General features: G+C 54.4%; 15 protein-coding genes and 2 tRNA genes. 7 read left to right on the plus strand and 10 right to left on the minus strand.

The genetic code is table 11. The features are described from left to right. The first annotated feature begins 14 nt into the window (after positions 1-14). From K239x_RS23210 to K239x_RS28905, 3 genes are all read left to right on the plus strand, one after another. Positions 15-248: a hypothetical protein gene (locus K239x_RS23210; protein WP_145420728.1), complete on the plus strand. Its 234-nt coding sequence runs from the start codon at positions 15-17 to the stop codon at positions 246-248. Next, the gene (locus tag K239x_RS23215; RefSeq protein ID WP_145420729.1) at positions 249-2,882 is read left to right on the plus strand and encodes an outer membrane protein assembly factor BamB family protein; all 2,634 of its coding nucleotides are present in this window, start codon (positions 249-251) and stop codon (positions 2,880-2,882) included. It abuts the gene before it with no gap. A 470-nt stretch (positions 2,883-3,352) separates the two neighbouring features. Next, positions 3,353-3,685, plus strand: a complete 333-nt coding sequence (locus tag K239x_RS28905; protein ID WP_419189314.1) for a P-type ATPase actuator domain-containing protein — start codon at positions 3,353-3,355, stop codon at positions 3,683-3,685. Between the two features lie 397 nt (positions 3,686-4,082). Here K239x_RS28905 and K239x_RS23225 read toward each other — a convergent pair whose 3' ends face one another. Together K239x_RS23225 and K239x_RS23230 are read right to left on the minus strand one after the other, a co-directional pair. Further along, positions 4,083-4,301, minus strand: a complete 219-nt coding sequence (locus tag K239x_RS23225) for a MerR family transcriptional regulator (protein ID WP_145420731.1) — start codon at positions 4,299-4,301, stop codon at positions 4,083-4,085. A gap of 120 nt (positions 4,302-4,421) precedes the next feature. Continuing rightward, positions 4,422-4,622, minus strand: coding sequence for a hypothetical protein (locus tag K239x_RS23230; protein WP_145420732.1), 201 nt, complete (start codon positions 4,620-4,622; stop codon positions 4,422-4,424). 372 nt (positions 4,623-4,994) lie between these two features. Here K239x_RS23230 and K239x_RS23235 point away from each other — a divergent pair. Next, a protein-coding gene (locus tag K239x_RS23235; protein ID WP_145420733.1) for an IS3 family transposase occupies positions 4,995-6,169 on the plus strand; the annotation gives its coding sequence in 2 pieces (ribosomal slippage) (positions 4,995-5,244 and positions 5,244-6,169; 1,176 coding nt in all). 640 nt (positions 6,170-6,809) lie between these two features. Here K239x_RS23235 and K239x_RS23245 read toward each other — a convergent pair. The 5 genes from K239x_RS23245 to infC all read right to left on the minus strand — a co-directional run bounded on the left by K239x_RS23245 (position 6,810) and on the right by infC (position 11,473). After that, positions 6,810-6,893 (minus strand) — tRNA-Leu (locus tag K239x_RS23245). A 479-nt stretch (positions 6,894-7,372) separates the two neighbouring features. Then, on the minus strand, positions 7,373-9,007 hold the full coding sequence (locus tag K239x_RS23250) for a hypothetical protein (protein WP_419189315.1): 1,635 nt from the start codon (positions 9,005-9,007) through the stop codon (positions 7,373-7,375). Between the two features lie 132 nt (positions 9,008-9,139). Then, positions 9,140-9,898, minus strand: coding sequence for a glycosyltransferase family 2 protein (locus K239x_RS23255; RefSeq protein WP_145420735.1), 759 nt, complete (start codon positions 9,896-9,898; stop codon positions 9,140-9,142). Positions 9,899-10,113: 215 nt separating this feature from the next. Beyond that, complete coding sequence (locus tag K239x_RS23260; RefSeq protein WP_145420736.1) at positions 10,114-10,920, minus strand: Nif3-like dinuclear metal center hexameric protein; 807 nt, start codon at positions 10,918-10,920, stop codon at positions 10,114-10,116. A gap of 10 nt (positions 10,921-10,930) precedes the next feature. Continuing rightward, positions 10,931-11,473: a translation initiation factor IF-3 gene (infC, locus tag K239x_RS23265; protein WP_473163550.1), complete on the minus strand. Its 543-nt coding sequence runs from the start codon at positions 11,471-11,473 to the stop codon at positions 10,931-10,933. 568 nt (positions 11,474-12,041) lie between these two features. Between infC and K239x_RS23270 the strand changes: the two genes are divergently transcribed. Together K239x_RS23270 and K239x_RS23275 are read left to right on the plus strand one after the other, a co-directional pair. Next, positions 12,042-12,115, plus strand: a tRNA-Val gene (locus K239x_RS23270). 288 nt (positions 12,116-12,403) lie between these two features. After that, a complete protein-coding gene (locus K239x_RS23275; protein WP_145420738.1) occupies positions 12,404-13,360 on the plus strand; it encodes an acetyltransferase in 957 nt (318 codons plus the stop codon). Positions 13,361-13,442: 82 nt separating this feature from the next. Here the strand turns inward: K239x_RS23275 and K239x_RS23280 are convergent, their stop codons facing one another. Further along, positions 13,443-13,901 carry a hypothetical protein gene (locus K239x_RS23280; RefSeq protein WP_145420739.1) on the minus strand — a complete coding sequence of 153 codons (459 nt, stop codon included), beginning with the start codon at positions 13,899-13,901 and terminating at the stop codon, positions 13,443-13,445. Between the two features lie 337 nt (positions 13,902-14,238). On the opposite strand from K239x_RS23280, the gene K239x_RS23285 reads away from it, so the two are divergent. Continuing rightward, positions 14,239-15,084 carry a PA4780 family RIO1-like protein kinase gene (locus K239x_RS23285; RefSeq protein WP_145420740.1) on the plus strand — a complete coding sequence of 282 codons (846 nt, stop codon included), beginning with the start codon at positions 14,239-14,241 and terminating at the stop codon, positions 15,082-15,084. Between the two features lie 155 nt (positions 15,085-15,239). Here K239x_RS23285 and K239x_RS23290 read toward each other — a convergent pair whose 3' ends face one another. Both K239x_RS23290 and K239x_RS23295 read right to left on the minus strand, forming a co-directional pair. Continuing rightward, a complete protein-coding gene (locus K239x_RS23290; protein WP_419189316.1) occupies positions 15,240-16,403 on the minus strand; it encodes a prenyltransferase/squalene oxidase repeat-containing protein in 1,164 nt (387 codons plus the stop codon). Between the two features lie 14 nt (positions 16,404-16,417). Next, positions 16,418-21,001, minus strand: a complete 4,584-nt coding sequence (locus tag K239x_RS23295) for a hypothetical protein (protein ID WP_145420741.1) — start codon at positions 20,999-21,001, stop codon at positions 16,418-16,420. Between the last annotated feature and the right edge of the window lie 17 nt (positions 21,002-21,018).

Below are 21,018 nucleotides of genomic sequence, written 5' to 3' on the forward strand. Positions count from 1 at the left end.
TGGACCCAAAACTCATGTTGACACAAATGTTTGATTCTCAACTACTTGCCGTAGTTTTTCTTCATGACTACCGCATCATGGCGGCAGTCTATTTCGTCGTCTGCTTCATGGTTGGACTTGGCGGTCTGGATCGCCGTGTTGGCTTCTGGGGACATTTTTTGCTTGCCCTCATTATGACGCCAATCGTTGGTGTTGTCGTGCTATGCACGTCCGAGCCAAAGCCAAAAGCTATCCGAAGGAAGGAATAGATGTCCGCGCCGTTCATCCAACAACCGATAGGGCGTAGCAAAAAGACGCGTCCGGCGTTCAGCATTTATCGACAGATATCGATCGCGGTCTGTTGCATATCGCTCGTAACCGGATGTGGCCGTGGTGTTGTTGAGTACTCGCTTTTGGACGAACCAGAATCGTCTCAGCCAAACGCCGCATCGGAGAATCCCAACTCCGCAAAGCAATCGTCTGGTAAATCGACGGAAACACTTGTCGTAGCGAAGCGTGCAGATTCTCCATTCTTCATCGCTCCCAAGCGAGTCAATGGATCAACGGTCGGAAAGATGCTCCTGCAACGTGGGCAATCGAAGAATGACGCGATTCTAACGATCGCTGCGGTCAATATTCTCGCCAATTCCAATGCCAGTCCATCAGCGGAGCAAACGGCTGTTTGGGTGGGGCATCTTGATGAAATCGAAGCGAAGGCCAACGACGAAGAACTGGCGGGGGAGCTTATCAAACGGGTACGAGCGATCCTGCTTGAAGAACCTAGCCCAGACGCGGTCGACGGCGACCGTACCTGGGCAGTGGGAATGCATCGATTCACGGATGTTGGCTTGGGCGAACTTGTCGCAGCATATGGTGCAGACTGCAATAATCATTTTGTTCAGTTGGCCGGACTCGCACTGCTGGCAACCGCCGACCAACAGTCGGGACTTCCGACCTCCGACGAATTAAACGTACGCGTGCAGCAGTTTCTAAGCCGTGGCGCCACACGCGACTGGATTGCCTTGGCGGACGTTGTAACGCAGCGGATCGACCAACGTGCCGTACTCCAGATGCAGCAGCGACCGGGGCAAGATTGGACGCGTTTTCTCGGTCCGCAACAAAACGGTCAGTCGCGTGAAGACGATGTATGCAAAGAATGGCCCGAAGGAGGTCCGCCCGTGCTCTGGCACTTTGAAACGGGACGTGGATTCGGAGCATGCTCGATCAAAGACGGGAAGCTCTATTTGTTCGACCGTGCGGGCGATTTCAATCGATTGGTGTGCCTTGACCAAGAAACGGGTGAGATGCTCGGTGAGACGTTCGCGTATCCAGCCAAGGCAAAGTCGCCTGGAGGTTATCGTGGCCCAAGATGCTCACCAGTGATCGATGGCGATCGCGTTTATGTCATTGATGAGACAGGCGTTTTGCACTGTGTCCAAGCGGGTACGAGTAACGTTCTCTGGAAGAAAGACACTTCAGCGGAGTTCGACGTTGCGGAGAACCGTTTTGGCGTCGCTGCGACGCCAATGGTCGTCGACGATTTGCTGTTGCTGATCGTGGGCGGCGGCAAGATCGATTCGTCTTCCCATTCAAGCACCAAGCAACCAACGCCAAATGGGTCGGCGGTGGTCGCGCTGGACAAGGAAACTGGAGAGATCGTGTATGCCGTTGGCAATCATCTCGCGGATTACGCCTCACCAGTGACTGCGAAAATCAACGGCGTCGACTTGGTGCTGGCCTTCGTACGCGATGGCTTGGTCGCAACTGCCGCCAATTCCGGCGAGATACTCGCTCATTTTCCATGGCAAGCCAAGGACCTGATGAGCGTCAATGCGGCGAACCCCGTAGTGGTTGGTAATGAAGTTTTCGTTTCAAGTGCCTTTGGACAAGGTAGCGCGCTACTGCGTGTTGAACCAACGGGCTTCGTTCCCGTGTGGAAAGATGCATCAGAAAGCACTGAGAAACGTTTTGAAGCGTACTTCAGTACGCCCGTTTTCCATGATGGATACCTCTATGGATGTTCGGGAAAGGACTCGCATGACGCGGTTCTGCGGTGCATCAAATGGAGCACGGGCGAGGTGATGTGGAGCCAAGACGGACTCAATCGTGTCTCACTGATATTGGCCAGCGGCAAATTGATTTGCTTGACAGAGTACGGCGAACTCCTTCTCGTCAACGCGACTCCCGAGGCTTATCAGTTGGCGTCGCAAGCGAATCTTCCGTTGCCATCGACCGAGAGGCTTCCACCAGAGGTCCGCGTTCCCGGTTTGTTGGAATATCCATGCTGGGCTGCACCGGTGTTGTCACGCGGATTTTTGTATCTGCGTAGCGCGAACCGACTGGTATGTCTCGACTTGGTACCTTCCGAGGGAGACCGAGAGGAGGAACAAGTCATGGCGGGTTCTGATTCAGCCGAGGTTCCATCGCTCGGCATGGGCGAACAAACGCCAGCAAAGTCAGACACGAATTCCATCGCAACTGACGTATCCAAAAGCGGTCCTGATACGAAGCGTGTCGAATCAGAACAGTCCGAGCCAAATCAATCCGAGGCAGTTAGCAAAGTCGCCGATGCCCCAAGCGCCGAAGTGGTAACACGCACGAATGAGCCTGCGTCAGTCGAAACAACTCAGCGATCACGAAATCCGCTGTTGATCGGGTTTCGCGAGTGGACGACTACGAACGGAAAAAAAGGCTTTCTAGCCGTCGTTTCCGCGACCAAAGACGAAGTTCTGTTTCGTAAGACAAGCGGAGACAATCAGGCATGTCCTATGGCAGTACTCTCCAAGGCGGACCAGAGATTCATTGCCATCGCTATTAAAGAGAAACGATCACGCAGTCGCGATGCCGACGCCACTCAAGATGAGCCGCCGTCCCCCCAAGGATGGCGTAGCCGTGACAATTGATAAAAGGAGTTGACATGGTCTTAGAAGCATTTGTCGTCGCCAGTTCAATTTGGGTTGGCAAGCGAGTTTATAGAGATTCAAAAAACTGCTTGGCACCATCAAACGGGCGCAGCAGACGACGAGTCGCTACAAGCAACAAGCCACTGAAAATACTTCCCGTAAGAGAACAACGTGCGTGCCGGCAGTTGGCAGTCGCGGCATCGGGCTTGGGATTGGCTGTGGGATGCGCCGTTGGTCTCGCAGCTTTGACATTGCTAACGATTCCGATTCTTGCCTATGGAGCCGTCGCACCGCTCTTCGCCAGACAAAGGAATTCGAGCCGCTCACGACCAATCAGTCACGACTTGTTCTTTGCAATCTTGGCAGCCGGAGTCCTTGTGCAAGGATTCGTTTTGACAATCGGCGTATTTCAGCTCGTATACTACAGATCCGAGTTCCTACTGATCCGGACTCGGCCCAAGACACATCCGATGCGAAAAAACAGGAACCCAGGCTACACTCAGCTAGCGAGGCTTCCGTGTGGGAACGGCACTCGACTGGTGCCTCTGGGCGAAATTCAGATCGACGACGTTGTGATCGTCGCAGCAGAAGAGACCATCGCAATTGACGGCACGATCGTCGTTGGAGCCGGCGTCATTGACGAGAGCATGATCACGGGTGAATACGTCGCAGAAAGAACAGTGGGCGATCAGGTGTACGCCTCAACCGTGTTACTTCAGGGTGCTTTGGAAATCCTAGTGGAACGCATCGATGACCAGAATCGCAATCAGATTCCTGCCTCCGCCAAACGCAAAGTTCAATAGAGTAACATCATCAACAACGTCGCTGTTTTTAGACTGTAGCTGCACGGAGGATTCCGGGGGCAGTTATCAACGCAAGACACATTTGGTAACGATGTTGCAATCGTTGTTAAAGCGATGAGACTACTTTGCAGCAACGACGTTTTGGTGCAAAAACAAGTCTGATGAAACAAGAAGCCACCCCGTTGCGTATCTCTGCAGGCAATCGCAGGCTTCGCTAACTAGGAAAGCCCATCAAATTGGACTACCAGCTTTCTACCGCGTTTTCGCGATGCAACTGGTATCAACCAACTTGATTAGGGACAATTTATGATCGCCTGCAAGCACGAGAGGCCTGGTGACTCAAGCAGGCACAATTCAGCGAGGTAGCAAACCTTCATTCTGAACGCGTTTGAGTTCGTTAAGCGATATCATCCACTCCTTGGATCGACCTCGGCCGCTTTTCCGCGTGGATGCGCCCGAGCCGACACCATTCTCGCACCGTGAACTCGGCTTCTCCCAGGATCTGTGCGACCTCGGCCGTCGCGTAGAACTCTTTGGGAGGTTCCTGGTCGACTAAGTTGGTCAGAAGAAGCTCGATGCGGTCCAGGCGGGCCAGCAGTTCAGGGTCGGTGTTCATGGCTCTTTTTTTTCACGCGGATTTGGTCGGTGAATTCGGTTGGTCATTAGGTGACATCCGGTCGGGTGATCCGTGGAAGACACGAATTCACCAGGCCGGATTGAGTTGTTGATTGACTGCCTATTCTGGCGGCGCTTTCGCGGTTGCCGTTTGGGCCTTCTGTTTCCATTGGTTTTTGCATGCCTGCTGGCAACACTTCCAACAGAGTTCGGATTCGCGGAACAGTCCGCCCTCCATCGTGGCGATCACTGTTTCCTTCGATTGTTTTTCGCACCACGAACACGTTCCGTTTTCGTTCAGTCCACTTATGACAACTTTCATTGCTTTCGCTCCTCTTCGGTTCCAAAGTCTGTGACGGAAAACGTTCCCGTCGATCATTGATCGCTTCGAGCTGGCGGCCCGGTGTTGTTTTGGTTGTTGAATTAGCTGTTGGATTGCTCCGCTATTTTCAACAGGCTCGTTTCTATCGGTGCGGCGTTTAATCCCCTCCCCTACCGCGTGAAACGCGGTACCGGGGTTTTTGCGAAAACCCCGGTTAGTGTTAATCCCACCCAACCATCCCTCTCGTCCTTCAATTCACATCACCAGTCGTCCTACTTCCCGTCCAACATCCCGTCCCTTCATTGGAATTGCCCACGAAAAGTTGACAGTGGATCGGCAGATGTCAGACTTCTCTGACAGGAGATCCGAATTATGGACGCACGCCGAGTATTCAGCCGAGAATTCAAATTGGCAGCCGTTAAGAAAGTCACCGAACAAGGGCTGTCCTATGCAGCTGTCGCCCGAGACCTGGGCGTACGCGACAATCTGATTCGCAACTGGAAGAAAAAGTTCGAGCAAGATGGCACCTTAAAAGCAGAGAGCTCCGACGATCAGTCGGTCGAGGCTGAGTTGAAAAGACTCCGCGAAGAGAACCGACAGCTCAAAATGGAACGCGACATTTTAAAAAAAGCGACGGCGTTTTTCGCCAAAGAAAGTCACTGAGGCTCACTTTCATCGATCAGCACTGCGATCTCTGGCCGATCGCGGTGCTGTGCCGAACTCTCGAAGTCACCCGCGCGGCGTACTACCAGTTCACGAGCCGCGAACCGACAGCTAATCAGACGAAACAGATACAAATCACCCAAGCGATACGAGAGGTCCGCAAGAAAAAGCATCACGACGCTTACGGCAGTCCAGGGATGCACCGCGAATTGCTGGAGCGAGGGATCCAATGCTGTCGAAACACTGTCGCGAAATTCATGCGGAAGGCCGGAATCAAAGCGAATCGTCGCAGTAACTTCAGAATTTCCACCAGTGACTCCAATCACGATCAGCCCATCGCTGCGAATCTACTGCGGCAAAACTTTTCCACCGCATCGATCAATCAAGTCTGGCTTACCGACATCACTTACGTCCCGCTGGCAGGAGGCAAATTCACCTACCTTTGTGCTTTCATCGACCTACACTCACGCAAGGTGGTGGGTTGGAAAACGAGTCGTAACATCGATTCGGAACTTGCAGTCGCCGCTCTACGACAAGCGGTTGCGTTACGTTCGCCAGGTGCGGGCCTTATCGTTCATAGCGATCGCGGTTGCCAATATGCCAGCGAACACTTCCGCAACTCGCTAGCGCAAAATGGATTCATTCAAAGCATGCGTCGACGTGGCAACTGCTACGACAACGCACCAATGGAATCATTCTTCAAAAGTTACAAGACGGAAGAGGCCAACGAAAAATACGAAACACATGAGCATGCGACGCGAGACGCATCAAACTACATCGAACAATTTTACAACTCAGTACGCAGACACTCGTCGTTGAATTTCCAAAGTCCAATCGACTTCGAACGCCAGCTTCAGACACCGATCCTTGTCGGCGACTCCTGATCCTCAGGCTTCGCCATTTACCTTCCCGTTAAGATCGATTCACTGTCAACTTTTCGTGGGCAATTCCACGTCTCGCGGGTGAGAGAATCGATACGGAAACGCGAACCGATGAGACGTTCCAGGTGTGACTGGTGCGTCTTCATTCCCTTGATCGTTGTCACCTCCAATGCGTCATCTGGGATCCCGTCAAAGTATCTCTGAAACAAGACCGACAACTGGACGCGTTCTGTGGTGGCACGCCGGGATTCTAGCTTGCCATCAGAGAGCAAAAAGACTGGAGCGTCAGCGGTATCGGGCAGTTCTAGCCTGCCGCTTTCGACGAGCCTGATGTTCTCTTCTAGGCGATGCAGTCTTGCAGACGCCTCGGAATCGTTCTTGGTTCTGAGCGAGCGTTTGAACTTGCGTCCGGCGAACCGGAAGCTGATGTGGAAGTTGCCAGAGGGGTCAGTTTGAAGCCATGCCATCGTCTCGGTCTCTCTCATTGGAAGTGAGAGTGAGCCTAGCTCTGAGCGACGTGCCCAAGCCAGCGATACAAACCCAACGCATTCGCAGGGGTGCCACTGATCTGCCACTGATGGTTCTGAGTGCGCATAAAAAAAGGACTCAGAGCCATCGCTCTAAGTCCTTTACTCACAAGGAGTACCGAAGGAGGGACTCGAACCCTCACTGGATTGCTCCAACTGGATTTTGAATCCAGCGCGTCTGCCAATTCCGCCACTTCGGCTTGTGGTCTCTTTGTAGCAGGGCCAAAGTATATCGACCGGAATCGTGATTGACTACCATCGCAAAAACCTGTTTTTTCCGCTTCATCGACAGACCAGAGTGGGAAGCTACCTGGTTTTGCCCCGATTAAAATGCCTGACCGCCGTCGAACCCGTCTCGTTAAAGTTTGATGGTTAGGCAAACGGTGCGAGCGTCCGTTTTTTTCGAGCAGTTTTGTCCCAAGAGAGCCGATGAAACTAATGTGCGCCGGGAAGGGCGTGTAATAATCGAAAGATGTCGCCAGCTTGTTCTGGCGATTCGGGCCATGGAACGGTTCGAGCGTACTGTTCCAATTCTCTATCCAGGCCCGAGATATGCCCGTCGAGATCCTTCACACCGCTTTAGGTGTCGCGTTTACTGCTGTTTGGTTGGTTGTCGGTCAAATCATGGTCGCGTGTCGCTAACATCGGCCGCCAACTCATCGCACCTTAACGGAGCACCTTAACCGAGCATCTTGTAAAACGACTCGGTTAAGTAATCCAGCGGGTACACACAGAACGAGTGCTCGCGACTGGTTAAGACTGACTGTGCCACCGCGCGGCGCTGTGCCGCGGCCAGCTGCCGCTGCAAGTCTTGCCGGACGTCCATCAACTGATCCGCCAGCAGGCGGTTCACACGCGTCACTTTCTGATGCCACTGCGTACGCTCGCCACGGGGTGGAATCTGTCGGAGCAACGCCTGCTTTTGATCGACCAGTGACGAATCGACACCGGGTTCGTCGCGATAACGCTCTCCCTGAAAATGCGTTTCGCGAATCCGTCGTCTCAATGCGCGAACTTCTCCCGCGACATCCTTTGGTTCGACGCCCGGAAGATGCACGGTCGCGGACAGCACCATGAATCGAGGCGGCGTGATTTCAAAGAAAGCCTTCGTGACCATGTCGCCCAGTTGGTCGTACTTGCCACCTCCGATGCCATGCAAAAACAGGTCGCTCAGAACAAGCCGGGAATACATCGTCGTCAACAAGGCTCGCGGTCGTAATTTAAACTCAGGCGTCATGGCTGCTGTGAGTTGATCGATCGCATCGGAAAGGTTGCGCGTCTCAATTCGGACGGTTCGGTTGCCCAAGTCACTGATTTCGATGGCATCATCCCGCATACGCACCCAAGCGGCTTTGCGATGGGGCGACTGATTGCCGTAGATCCAAAGCGGCGCCTCGAACCAATCGTCCTTGTCCGCCAAATCAGGCACCGGGTGCGCGCTGCTGCGAATCCCGTGAGCTGCGCGATAGTAAGCCGAGGACTCGTTGTAACATTGTTGGAATCGTGGCATCTCTGTCAAAATGCTCAGTGCAAACTCCGCAAACGCTCGACTGCGACAGAAAACTCCCAGCGGAAGCTCCAACGTCTTCAGTCCAATATCGCCTTCGAGCGCATGCCTTGCTTGAGCCAACGCGCATCCAGCCACACCGCAGCGGTCGATCGCGGCTCTCGCATGAGGCCACAATTGTTCGATACAGGGGTCCGCCACCAGCGGGCGCACGGCCTGGGCGACTTCGCGGTCGAAACGATCGAAACGTTTCCGATCTCCTACCGTGGTTTGTTCGTAAGGCACGCCTCCACCGGCGACATCGTACTGAGCGGAGCGATACGCCGCTAAACCGGTCGCAGGATCAATCGTCGGAACACGGATCGCGCTCGTTTGGGCGACATCGTTGTCGACCACCAGATTGACCGCGGTCGCATTCAATTTCGCTGACAAATGACTCAAGGCAAAGTTCTTGAACCAGACTCCGGGGTGAAAGAGTGACGGCTGATGTCCCGCCATCACGATCGGACGTTCCGCGTCCTGGGAGACCCAGCTCGTGTCGCGATAAACGCGCGTGTAGCGAACGGCGTCTTTGATCATCTGCGCGCGAGCTTCATGTCGCATCGCTGACCAACGCGAATCATGCTGGGCAAGCAAGCGTCGGTTTTCTGCCAGCAGTCCCGCCGCTTCATCCAGCGGTGGATCAACAAAGACTTCCTGGTTAGCGCGCGGCGCACGGTATTGCCGAAACTCGGATGGCTCTCCTGAGTAGCGGTCGTCGGCGTTCGCTTTCATCGGAGCATCTGCTGGTGGCGGTAGCGTTTTCATTGGTTTCAAATTCGGTCGGCGGCAACCCGATAGCTGCGTCGTAACTTTGGAGACGCTTGTTGGCCAACAAACGCCCTCATACACGCTTCGTCGACGGCAGCTGACGCATGGCAGAGAGCGCCGGTCGGACAATCACCCCGATGTCTTACACAGTCGGTCGTTTTCAGCCGGGACGCAGCGCCCCGATTCCTCAACCGATCGGATCGTTTCTTCTAACACTCGATTGTAGTAAGCCAAACGTGTTTCGGCATGATCAAGTGAACCGCCAAACGATCTTTCCAAGTCCAGGTAGATCAGCGGCACCGGGACTTCGATCACCGACAGTCCCGCAGCAGAAGCTTCGACCCATAGCTGCAGTGGCATCGCGTACCCGTTGTCGGTAATTCTCAGCTGCTTCAGCGCATCGGTTCGGTAAGCCTTGAAGCCACAAAACGCATCAGTCAGCTCAAATCCCAGCCGCTGGTTCAACTCGCCCGTGATGCGACGGTTGATAGACATCCGCTCAGCAGGCGGCTCGCTATCCCCATCGTACTTTTTCAGGTAGCGACTACCCGAGACAATATCCGCGGCCGATGCTGCTTCGATAAATCGAGGAATCCGCTTGGGCTGGTGCTGTCCGTCGCAGTCCATCGTCACGATGCCGTCAAAGCCCTCGTCAATCGTGTACTCAAATGCACTCTGCAAAGCCGCACCATAACCGCGGTTTTCGCGATGCGTGATCACGGTGATATCAGAACGGCGGCTCAGCACATCTGCTGTCCCATCACTGGACCCATCATCGATCACCAAGATGTGCAACGCGTACTGGAGCACTTCATCCAAGATCTGATCAACGAAATCGACTTCGTTGAAAATCGGAATCGCAACCAACCATTTTTCGCGTGACGCCATATTGGATTTTCCCAAATTTTAAGAATCGGCAACTCATCGGAATAACCCAGCAGAGCAATCTTCGTTCCAGCGGCTGCATTTTATGACCGAAAGTAGGATGGTCAATCGAAGCGATGCTCCGCCTATTGCATCGCACATCGCAGGAAACGATAGAAATGAGGCAAATCGCGGGCTAGCAGAGAAATCTGACAGCAGTGGCAAACGTAGCCGAATCGCTACAGATTCACCGACACAATCGGGTCGCTCTCGCGCCGACTCGGCCAGATTGTCAGATTTGGCAGGGTCACTGACAGCGAATCGGCCAGCCTTTCCATCGCAAATCGTTCACTCCAGTAGTGCCCCAGCAGCCCCAGTCCAACCCCCAAAGCTTCGGCTTCCAAACAGGTATGGAATGTCGCTTCGCCGGTAATCAGAGCATCGCACCCACGGCGTTTGGCCGCCGCCAAGAAACTTCCGCCGCTACCGCAAGCAAAGGCGACTTTGCGAATCGGTTGATCCGATGGCCCTACGCGTCGTGGCGCAGTCGCACCAACACCGGTAGCCACCATCTTGATCAGCGAAACCAAGTCCATCGGCTCGGTCAGCTTGCCGACTCGGCCGGCGCCCTCGAGACAATCGGGTGACGCTTCTTCCTTTGACGGAATCAGTGGTTCCACGGAAGCAAGTCCCGCTAGATCGGCCCATTTCTGGTTGATTCCATCGGCGGCTGAATCAAACGCGGTGTGCGCGCTGTAGATCGCAGTCTGCGAAGCGATCAGACGCAACAACATTGCGCCCGCGACCGTATCACTAGTGATCTTTTGCAAACCTTTGAACGGCAGCGGATGGTGAGCGACGATCAAGTCGGCTTTTTCCTGGATGGCTTCGTCGACGACGGCCGGCGTGATCGTCAAACAAGTCATGACGCGTCGGATCGATTGACGTCGATCTCCAACCAGCAAACCGACGTTGTCCCACGTCTCAGCCAATCGCAGCGGCGCAATCCGAGCCAGTTCACCACAGATGGCTTCGAGCGAAAGCATGCGGCGCCCCTTATTTAGGAGCGATCATGCAGATCATTCGACGACCGTGTTGTTGTGGCCTGGTTTCCACCTTGCCATGTTCGCTCAAAATTTCGATGACCATCTCCATGACCTTGCGGCCTTCTTCGATGTGAGCCATCTCGCGACCACGGAACAAAACGCTGACCTGGACTTTGTCCTTATGCTCTAAGAACTTTTCGGCCTGACGAATCTTGGTACGGATATCTTCCTCACCCGTTTTCGGGCGAAGACGAATCTCTTTCGTCTTGGTGTGCGTTTGACCTTTGTTGGTCTTCTTCTTTTTTTCGTATTTGAACTTGCCGTAATCCATGATTCGGCAGACCGGTGGCCGCTCTGTAGGCGCCACTTCGACAAGATCCAAGCCAGCATCACGTGCCCGCTCAAGCGCTTGTTCGGTCGGAATCACCCCAAGTTGTTCGCCATCTTCGCTTACAACCCGAATGGGCGTGATTCGAATTTGAGAATTGATTCGTACCGTGTCTCGATTTTCAGGTTGGTTATTTCTTCGTGCCAATGCCACCAAAAACATCATCTCCGGCCGAAGGGCTGTCCGGCGCAAATAAGTAAAACAAAAACGAGAGAATCAGGTCAGTCGCAACCAACAGGACCCCGCTCAAAGTAACGGCCTCGTAGCAAAGAGAATCCAGATCATTCCGGTACTCTGTGCTGGTCGACGCCGACGCCTTCTCACGCGAGAAGTCTAGCTTGTATTTGATGGGTAAACGCAGCAAAATCGCTAAATCCGAAAAGGTCGCGTCAACCCCAATCTGCCTTTAGTATCCGGACGGGCCCCGTTCAGCGTCAACAGCGAAACCCCCGAAAAGCCAAGTTTTGGGGCAGAGAACGAGAATCAGGTGACTGACGCGATCAATTTGCATCGTCTTTTGCCTTCGTTGGGAGTATTCCCAAAGCAAGTAACCGCCGAACACCTAGATTTTTCGTGTTGGGCGTGAATGGGCCGCGACCGTTAAACCAGTCGCTAAATCCTACGACTTGACGATTCCTCAAGTCCCGAACACACTACTCAATCGATCGATAGTCGAGTGCGTTAAGCAGTTGCGGCGTTTACGACCGATCACCAAAAGACACCCGAACAATTCGGGCGATTAGCTCAGTTGGTTAGAGCGCTACGTTGACATCGTAGAGGTCACAGATTCGAATTCTGTATCGCCCATTGAATGCCCTCGTCTCATGCAGACCGCATAAGGGCGGACGGGGCCCCAAGTAAGCACCCTGCCGGCTTTTTGGAACGCCTCCTCTTTCTTCGCAGACCGGACACTCTGTCCTAATCTGCTGCGAATTCTTGCAGCCAAACCGATCGCTTGTCCAATTTCGATTGATCGCCTCAGTCACGCTTGACCGAAAAAAAGAGGCTGGCTCTTTTGATTCTTTGGCCCGGGCCGATTCACGTTGATTGATTACGATGCTCACGGACTGACCGACCACCCTATTTCAACGACACATGACTCACTACGACATTTTCAATGGCGACGCGGACGGAATTTGTGCGCTGCATCAATTGCGACTTGCCGAGCCGCGTGAAACCACGCTGGTGACCGGAGTCAAACGCGACATCAACTTGGTCAAACGCGTGGTCGCCAAGACAGGAGACTCGGCGACGGTGCTGGATATTTCGCTGGACAAGAACCGTGACGATTTGGTTCGACTACTCAGTGCGAACATGCCGGTGCTGTATTTCGACCATCACTTCGCCGGCGACATCCCTGATTCGGATCTCTTGACCTCGCACATCGATACAGCCGGTGACGTATGCACTGGCTTGTTGGTCAACCGATACTTGGACGGCGCGCATTTGCCATGGGCCGTGACCGCGCTGTACGGCGACAATCTTCATGACGCCGCCCAACAAGCTGCCAAACCGCTGGGGCTGGACCATCAGCAATTGTCACAACTAGAGACGCTGGGCACGCTGCTGAATTACAACGGATACGGCAGTACCTTGGACGATCTGTATTTTGCTCCCGACGACCTGTACCGAAAGATCCAACCCTACCGCGACCCATTAGACTTCATCGCGTCGGATGAAAACTTCCAGCGACTGCAGAATGGCTTTACCGACGACATGAATCGAGCTGAGTCGATCGAGCCAACGCTGCAGACCGATACGTGCGCGATGTTCGTTTTTCCAGAAGACTCGTTTTCGCGACGTGTCAGCGGAGTCTACAGCAATCAGCTGGCACGCCAGAACGCAAACCGAGCGCATGCACTGGCAAGTCTATTGCCGTCAGGTGACTACCTGGTCAGCGTCCGGGCGCCGTTGGCAACCAAGAGCGGCGCGGACGAACTATGTCGTCAGTTCCCAACGGGCGGAGGCAGAAAAGCCGCCGCAGGAATCAATCAGCTTCCGGCAGATCAGCTACAAGCGTTTCAAGCAGCGTTCGAGAAACAGTTTAGTTAATTTCAAAAGAACGAATGCGAAGAGGAGATCGCGGCGATCCCGTTTACTGAACTACCTGCCCCGATAACCCTGATCCCGATGACTACGTACGCAAGCTGACCAGATACTGCCCGCCGGTACTGGCGATTTCCGTGCGGACTTCCAAGTTCGGCGCGAGCCGCGAGAGTCGATCAATCAGCCAAGCGGCAACCATGTCGGCGTCTTCCTGAGTGGGGCAACGTGCCATCGCTTCACGGCCCCCTTTTCGCTCCAGTCGCTCGGCCGCGGCGATGATGGGTGCCGGGTCGACGACAATCAGGTGTTCGGCCCATGGAACCACCGGATCATTCGCGCCTTTGCCGGTGTTGCACGCCTTGTGCGCCAGGCGCTCCGGCGGCACGTGCTTCTTGTCCTGTTTTTTTTTCTTTGCGCGGGCTTTGGTGATGCACTTATCCAACGTGGCGGCACGAGGATCGTTGGGTGGCATGTCGCGGTCTACGGGTTCGTCGCACAGCCAACACCGCCAGCCGTCCGCTTCGCCGACATCATTGAGTTGTCCCATCCGTTGTGATTCCTGGATTCTTTGAAGGTTGCTCGTCCATCAGGCCTGTCCTGGCAAGTCTACTGCAACGGAGCCAAGTTGCGAAATGGAGACGACGACGCCTTGGAGGACTGCTGGACGTGTTTTTTGATGCGTTTGGCCCAAGCGGGCGGCGATGGAACGGAGGCTGAAAACACTGACCTGCGAGAGCCTCTTTGCGACTCATGGGACGTCATGTTACGGTACGTTGGATGTTACGGTAGGTTCGGGACGCTGTGCTAAATCAGGAGCGATGTCTCCTGGCCATTCCCCCCCTCCATTCCTGCGGAAGCTGTGATGCTTCTGAATCGGTAGTCTCTTGAAAGTCCCCAAGCGTATCAAGCCGCTCATCGAAGACGGACTCATTGACCAAGTCTTGGGCTCACTGATGAGCGGAAAAGAAGCCCAGGTTTTTCTGGTGCGTTGCGGCGACGAAACACGCTGTGCCAAGGTGTACAAAGACGTCACCAAACGCAGCTTCAAGAATGCAGCTCAGTATCAAGAAGGCCGCAAGATCCGCAACAGTCGCCGACAGAGAGCGATGGAAAAGCGTTCCAAATTTGGCCGCGATCAACAGGAAGTCGTGTGGCAGCGGGCCGAAGTCGATGCATTGTACAAACTTGCCGATGCAGGTGTCCGAGTCCCCAAGGCCTACGGTTTCTTTGACGGTGTGCTGTTGATGGAATTGATCACCGACGGGGACGGCGACGTCGCCCCGCGATTGAACGACATTAGCATGTCGGCTGAACAAGCCGTCAAAGATCACGCTACCGTGATGACCTATGTTTTGCGAATGCTGTGCGTGGGACTGGTGCACGGTGACCTTTCGGAATTCAATGTCCTGCAAGACGCAACGGGGCCGGTGATCATCGACTTTCCCCAAGTCATCAATGCTTCGGGAAACAACAACGCCAAGACCATGCTGCTACGTGACGTTCGCAACATCACGCAGTACTACGCACAGTACGCTCCCGAACTGGCCGATTCGCACTACGCCGACGAGATGTGGGAACTGCACGAAAAAAGTGAACTGGTGCCTGATTTCAAACTAACAGGCAGATTCAAATTTTCGACCGAAGCCGCCAATGTCGACTCGGTGCTCAAGATGATCGACTTGGCTCATGAAGAAGAACTGGCTCGGCAGGAACGTCTGAACGGTGGGTAGGCAGTGGGGGCAAGCAGTCGGGGTGAGCTTGCGGCGCAGTCCTGGCGTGGCAAGCGGGGCCGGGCGTGGCAAGCGGGGCCGGGCGTGGCAAGCGGGGCGGGGCAAGCGTGATGACCTGCTTTACGGCTCTCCGCGCCGACTTTGCACGAGCGTGCTTAACGTTGATAGATCGGCAGCAGTTGGTAGGCCGGCGTCAGGGCCAAGATAGCGAGCGAGGTGCTGTAGGTTTCGCCGTAGGCTTGTTCGTTTGATACGCCAGCGGGCCACGCACCTGTGTCACTTTGTTCGGAAATCAAATTCGCGGCGATCTGCGGAAACATCTGATTCCAGGCATCCCCACCGACCTGCGCCATTGCTTGGCTAGTGTAATAGGTTGCTAGGTAAAAATAGTTATTCTGCCACGGCTTGGGGTACGGACGCGAAAGCAACCAGCGAACCGATTGCGTCACACCAATATGCTGATGACGCCCACCCAAAATCAACGTCAGCGTGGCCGACGATGTGTTGGCAAGCGAGATCATCGGATTGGTCGACTGCGACTCTTTGGGCCGATATCGAAAAACGCCTTTTTCGGGCTTCTCATTCTCTTCGTCATAACAGCGTTCAACGAAATCTAATCCTTCGTCAAAATACTGTTTGGGAACATTGAATTCTGCGTTACGGGCCGAACGCAAAAACATCAGTGCCCACCCTGTAACCGACATGTCCGACGACGCCTGTGGGCCTTCCGGAAATCCGTATCGCCATCCGCCAAAGTCAGACTCTAAAGACTTCTTTCGACTCTGCACTTCGCGGTGATAAACCAATGCTTGATGCAGTGCTCCTTCGATTCGTTTGCTGCGGTCGCCGGACGTCATTCCGTAAACTTCGCCTAACATCAGCCCGGCGATGGAATGGTTGTATGTGACCGTTTGTGCGGGGGTCAGGTGAGTCGCTGGCGGCACGACGGCTCGCAGCGAAAAGTAACCTTGGTGACGCTGGGTGCTGAGCACAAAATCAATCGCGTTGGACAACTGCTGACCGTAGGGTCCCTGATCCGGCACGTGGCCGCGAGACAGAAACGCCATGATTGCCATCGACGTCACGCCGGGCTGAGCAATGTCGGCACTGGGAAAACTGCCGTCATCTGCCTGCTGTGTGGCCAGCCATCGCAATCCTCGGTCCACCGCAGACTCGACGCGAGACCACTCGCCCGGAGGCAATGCGGCACTCAAGTTTGAATCGACCGCGATGATCGAATCAACGGGTGGTTGCGGCTGAGCTTGCGCAGTCGGTACGACGACCATTGCAAACAACACAGCTAGGATGTTTCGGCACATGTTGCAGCTTCGTCCTAAGGTTGGGCGCCCACGAGTTCTCGGAGGCTGTCTTGATAATGCTGAATGGCCTTGCGGTATTCTTCTGGCGGTTTCTTTCCGCGGACCTGCCACAAGCCGTCCTCCAGAGTGGAACTCAGCTTGTTCCATTGTTCATCTGCGATCGATTCACCTCGTCGGGCAGCGGCAAGAACCGATTGAGCCTGATCGGATTGTGCGATCTTTTGCCAAGCCGACGAAGGCTGCTGGTCGTCTGCGTTCGGTTTCATCAACTCACGAAGCTGTCGAGCAATCTGCAGCAACCTCTCTTTTTGCTTCGCTGACTGGCCCTGGGATGCAGCTTGCGTCTCGATCTCCAACAGCGATTTTTCCATTTCCTGCTGTGCCCGTTTCGCCTGGGCGATCTTGTCTTGCTGCTCTTTCGTCATGGGTTGGGAATCCGTTTTATCCGGCCGCGGTTTGGATTGATCGCCCGCTTGGCTGCCCTGTCGATTAATCTTGGTTTCGCGTTTCACCCTTGCTCGGGCCGCGTCTCCCGATGATCCCAGCAAGGAGGCTCCCTGCTGTTGCCACATCATGGCGTCAGCCTGGATTCTTAAGTTGCGGCGTCTGCGCGGAAGCCCCAATTGAGCCGCGATATTTGGCTCACGCTCCAGGCGCGCCAAAAATTCATCCAAGGTTGGATCTCTCAAATCGGCAACGCTTGGATTGGGTTCGTCATACTGATCCAGCGCGTCAACGACAGCGCGACGCATTTGATCAAACAGATCCTCTGCTTCGGCGAGTCGCTTCAACGCGAGCTGTTGTTGACGCGACGATCGCTCCAGATCCCCTGCCTTGGCAGCGATCGTAGCGGCGACTTGGTTAAACGTAATCGACTCCATCACGCGATGAAGTTTGGAGACCAGATTCGTGACTTCTACGGGAACGATTGCATCGTCGACTTGCCGCGTGAACTCTTGCGCAAGCTCTGCCTGAATGTTCTGCATTTCCATTCGCAACTCCTGCGTTTCGATCGCCAGTTCATGCTGTTCGACGGCGGCGATCGAAGCATAGTTGGCTTTTGACAGGTACTGCACCGTCATTGCCCAAGCTTCGGACTTGGCTCCCACAATACGATTTTCTAGCAGGCGAGGAGACACAAAAACACTAATCTCTTCTTGGTCGTCATGCTCCACCTGCAGCTGATCCAGATAAGCTTCCATCGTGTCACTCATCACCACCAAGGCTTCGCTTCGTTTTTGGATCTCTGCGAATCGTTCCGGAGTAATCTGCTGAAGTAATTTTTCGGCGTCCATGGCAAGCAATCGAGCCGCCTGTGCCATTGCATCAGCATGATGGATGATCTGCGCCGGGGTGCCGCGATCGGCGTCGGCGATCAGTGGCATTTGCCGTGTGACCCGCTCGGTAAAGTCGGCGATGTCACTGGCAAGATCGTCAACGGCACCGACACGCATTTCTGCAATGATGTTCCAAAGATCATCGCGTTGCTGATCGTCGATTTCGATCCAGCCCATCATTTCGACAGTTGCCTCGTCTTGTCGCTCAGCCAGATCGGATAGCCGCGACCGCATGTTCTGATTGCGTCGGCGGGTAAGATCCAGATATCGAGACAGCAGCCTTGGATCGTCGCCAAGCATTCGGCCCAACTCTTTTAGCATTTCGCGACGCAACCGAAGATTCTCGGCAAGCTGATCCAGATAGTCTTGGTCAACTTCGATGATCGACATTCGGCGAGACATCGGATTTCGATTTTGTCTGAATTCGCGAAGAAGCTTCTGACTCTTTTCAACGATCACATCGTACATCTCGGCCGTTTCTTCGATCGACTTTTTGTAGTCCTCATCTCGTTTGACACGATCATATTTCTTCAGCAGTTTGTCCAGTCGCTCGCGAGCACGGCTGATGTTTCCCAAAGCGACCTTGGCGTCCAGATCGCTGGCACCGGGTCGACGGATCGCTGCAAAGATTCGATCCCGAGCGGGCGTGATGTGGTAGCGCGAGATATCAACCATCTGTAGACCGACAAAAGCAAATTCGTTTTCCTTTGTATCGTTTCTCAATTCGGTGACCGTGTCTTGGATTGCACCAATTTGCTGGTCCAGCTCGGTAAATTTTGCTCCGCGGGTGGAGTCGGGCAATCGGTGATCGACCAGCATTTTCAATGCTGTTTGCATTAACGCGAGCTTTTGGTCGATTTCAACAACCCGGCGACGAATGTCTTTGTCGCCTTCGTCGACGGGATCAATTTCGTCTGCGGTTGCGATCGCTGTGAGTCGTTCAGTGATCTTCAATCGCCGACGATTGGTTTCAGTGTTTTGCCCGCTTTTGGCCAATGATTGTTTGACCGAACTCCTGGTCCCAGAGGCCATCGCAGTCAGCTGCGCGGTAGTGGGTTTGCTAGATTTCTTGTCAGAAGTATCGGTCGGTGGCTGATTCTTCGGTGAGGAAGCGGCTGAGTTGTCAGCGAGCTTGGAGGAAGTGGTGTCGTCCGGCGAACGCTTCCTATTTGCAGCGGCAGTTTGGCGGGGCCGGGAATTGGGATTGGAAGCGTCGCCTTTTGCGTTGGAGGCTGTTTGATCAGACGTTTTAGCATCTGACTCATCTCGCTTGGGAGCGGATCGATCTTGACTGGTCGCCTTCGTTTTCTTCGCCGCAGCCAACTCGTCCTTGCCCGGATTCTTGGCGTCTACTACAGGCGACATGGATTCTAACGGCGACATGGATTCGTGTGCTTGTTCGGCGCCCGCATCCTTATTGCTTTGGTCGTTAGAACCAGAAGCCAAGTCGGACGGCGTGGGAGACGATTTTTCAGCAGATTCTTTGGAGGCCGCCTTCGTCATCTGCGACGCCAAATCATCTCCTTCACGCCCGGCAGGTTTTGTCGATCCCAGTTTTAACGCTCGCTGTTCTGCCGTTTGCTGTTTTGACGTTGCCCGTGCTACACGCTGGTCAGCATCAGCCACCTTGCTCCCCGGATCATTCGTGCCGTCCTTGCTTGGTTTGGAATCCGTTGACGCGATTCGGTCGCTCGGCTCTTGATCGTTCCGCAAACCAGATTCGCTCGCTTTTGCATCCCGGTTGTCCGTGACACGAATGGAATAGCTTATCTGTGCATCCTTCTGCAATTCAAACTCTTTGAGGTCCAGTTGGGTCGCACCTATGAAGTGTTTGCCTAACTTCTGATCGCCAAGAGGAATTTCACGGGTGTCCAAGATCAATGGTTCGCCGTTTTCGTCTAGGCGTGAATCGTCGTAGATCACCAATTCAGCTTTGGCGATCCCGTGGTCGTCATGAGCTTCAAATTCGATCTCGATCACTTCGTCATCCGCGACCGCCATTTCTTCGGTGGGGCTGATCACCCGTGCAATTGGCGCGGCATCGGCAATGGCTTCGATTCGGCAGGTCGCACGGTTTTCGTTTTGCAGGCCGTGCAGGCCAAGCAGTTTCGGCTCCAGCAAAATGTCATGCTGCAGTAGTCGCTGGTGGTGGTACCAACCGTCGGCATCGGCATGTAATTCGATCTCGTCGACAATCTCGGACGTTTCAGCTGAGGCATCAGACGCCTGGGAGGTCGTTAACAAGACCAGCTGCTTGAGGGCTTCTTTGGGCCGAATGGACAGCTGCAACGTCGTGCCTTGAATCACCTTGATCCGTCGGGGGACAAACCCTTTTTCGACGTCGGGCCGGCCAACGTAGGTGGGCGCGACGACTTTGAATTTCACTTCGCCTAATTCGGGGTAGTCGATCACTTTCAGCGTCTGCCACTGGGTTTGCCCATCACCGGCTCGCATTCGATAGCGAAACGATTCGTCGGCGCGAATCGAATGAATAAACTGCCGTTCGTCGTCAGCATCGGCAGCGACGTTCAAAGATTCTCTCTGTCCTGAAGGATACTCCAGTGTTAGCTCCGCCCCTATTCTTGGCACTCCCGTTTGCCGCACCGCTAGATCGACCAACTCACCGCGCGGAACGATCTGAATACTTGTCTGGTTCAGCAGTTTTGTCGCCGTGATGTTTTGAGTGGGTGACCAGAACCTCTGCCACAGCACCCACGTCTGCTGTGGATAGATCGACATGAACGCGGCCAACGCAAAGCCGCAAACAGAAAGACCGATCAGCGGACGGCGAATCGACGACAAGGGAGCCAACGCGGATGGTTTCACCAGCGTGTGCATCGCGACGGCTTCGCTGGTGACCTGTGCCTGCATGCTTTGCTCTTCGTCTGTTCCGCTGTCGGAACCAGACTGCGAGAGTTCCGTGACCGTCGACCATCTTTCTTGTAAATTTGGAATCTGCGCGTCAACGCAGCGCGCCGCATGACGAATGTCCCATGCTTTACGCAGCGGACCGACGAGCGCCAGAATCGCGGCAGTGATCGCAGTGCCCACGGTTGCGATCGTCAGGACCGTCCGCATGGACGGGCTAAACAGAACGATCAACCAATCGGCGGTCATCGCGACAATCATGCCGACAAGCAATACACCTAAGCCGATCGCGATACCGCGCGCCGTCGTCAATGCAAGTTGCCTTCGCTGAATCCAGCGTAACTTGTGCTCGATCACTGACGGCAAACGGCCGAGTGTGTTTTGTTGCGACATGAGTTTCGACGGGGTTA

This window comes from Stieleria marina (assembly GCA_007741555.1).
Classification (GTDB): Bacteria; Planctomycetota; Planctomycetia; order Pirellulales; family Pirellulaceae; genus K23-9.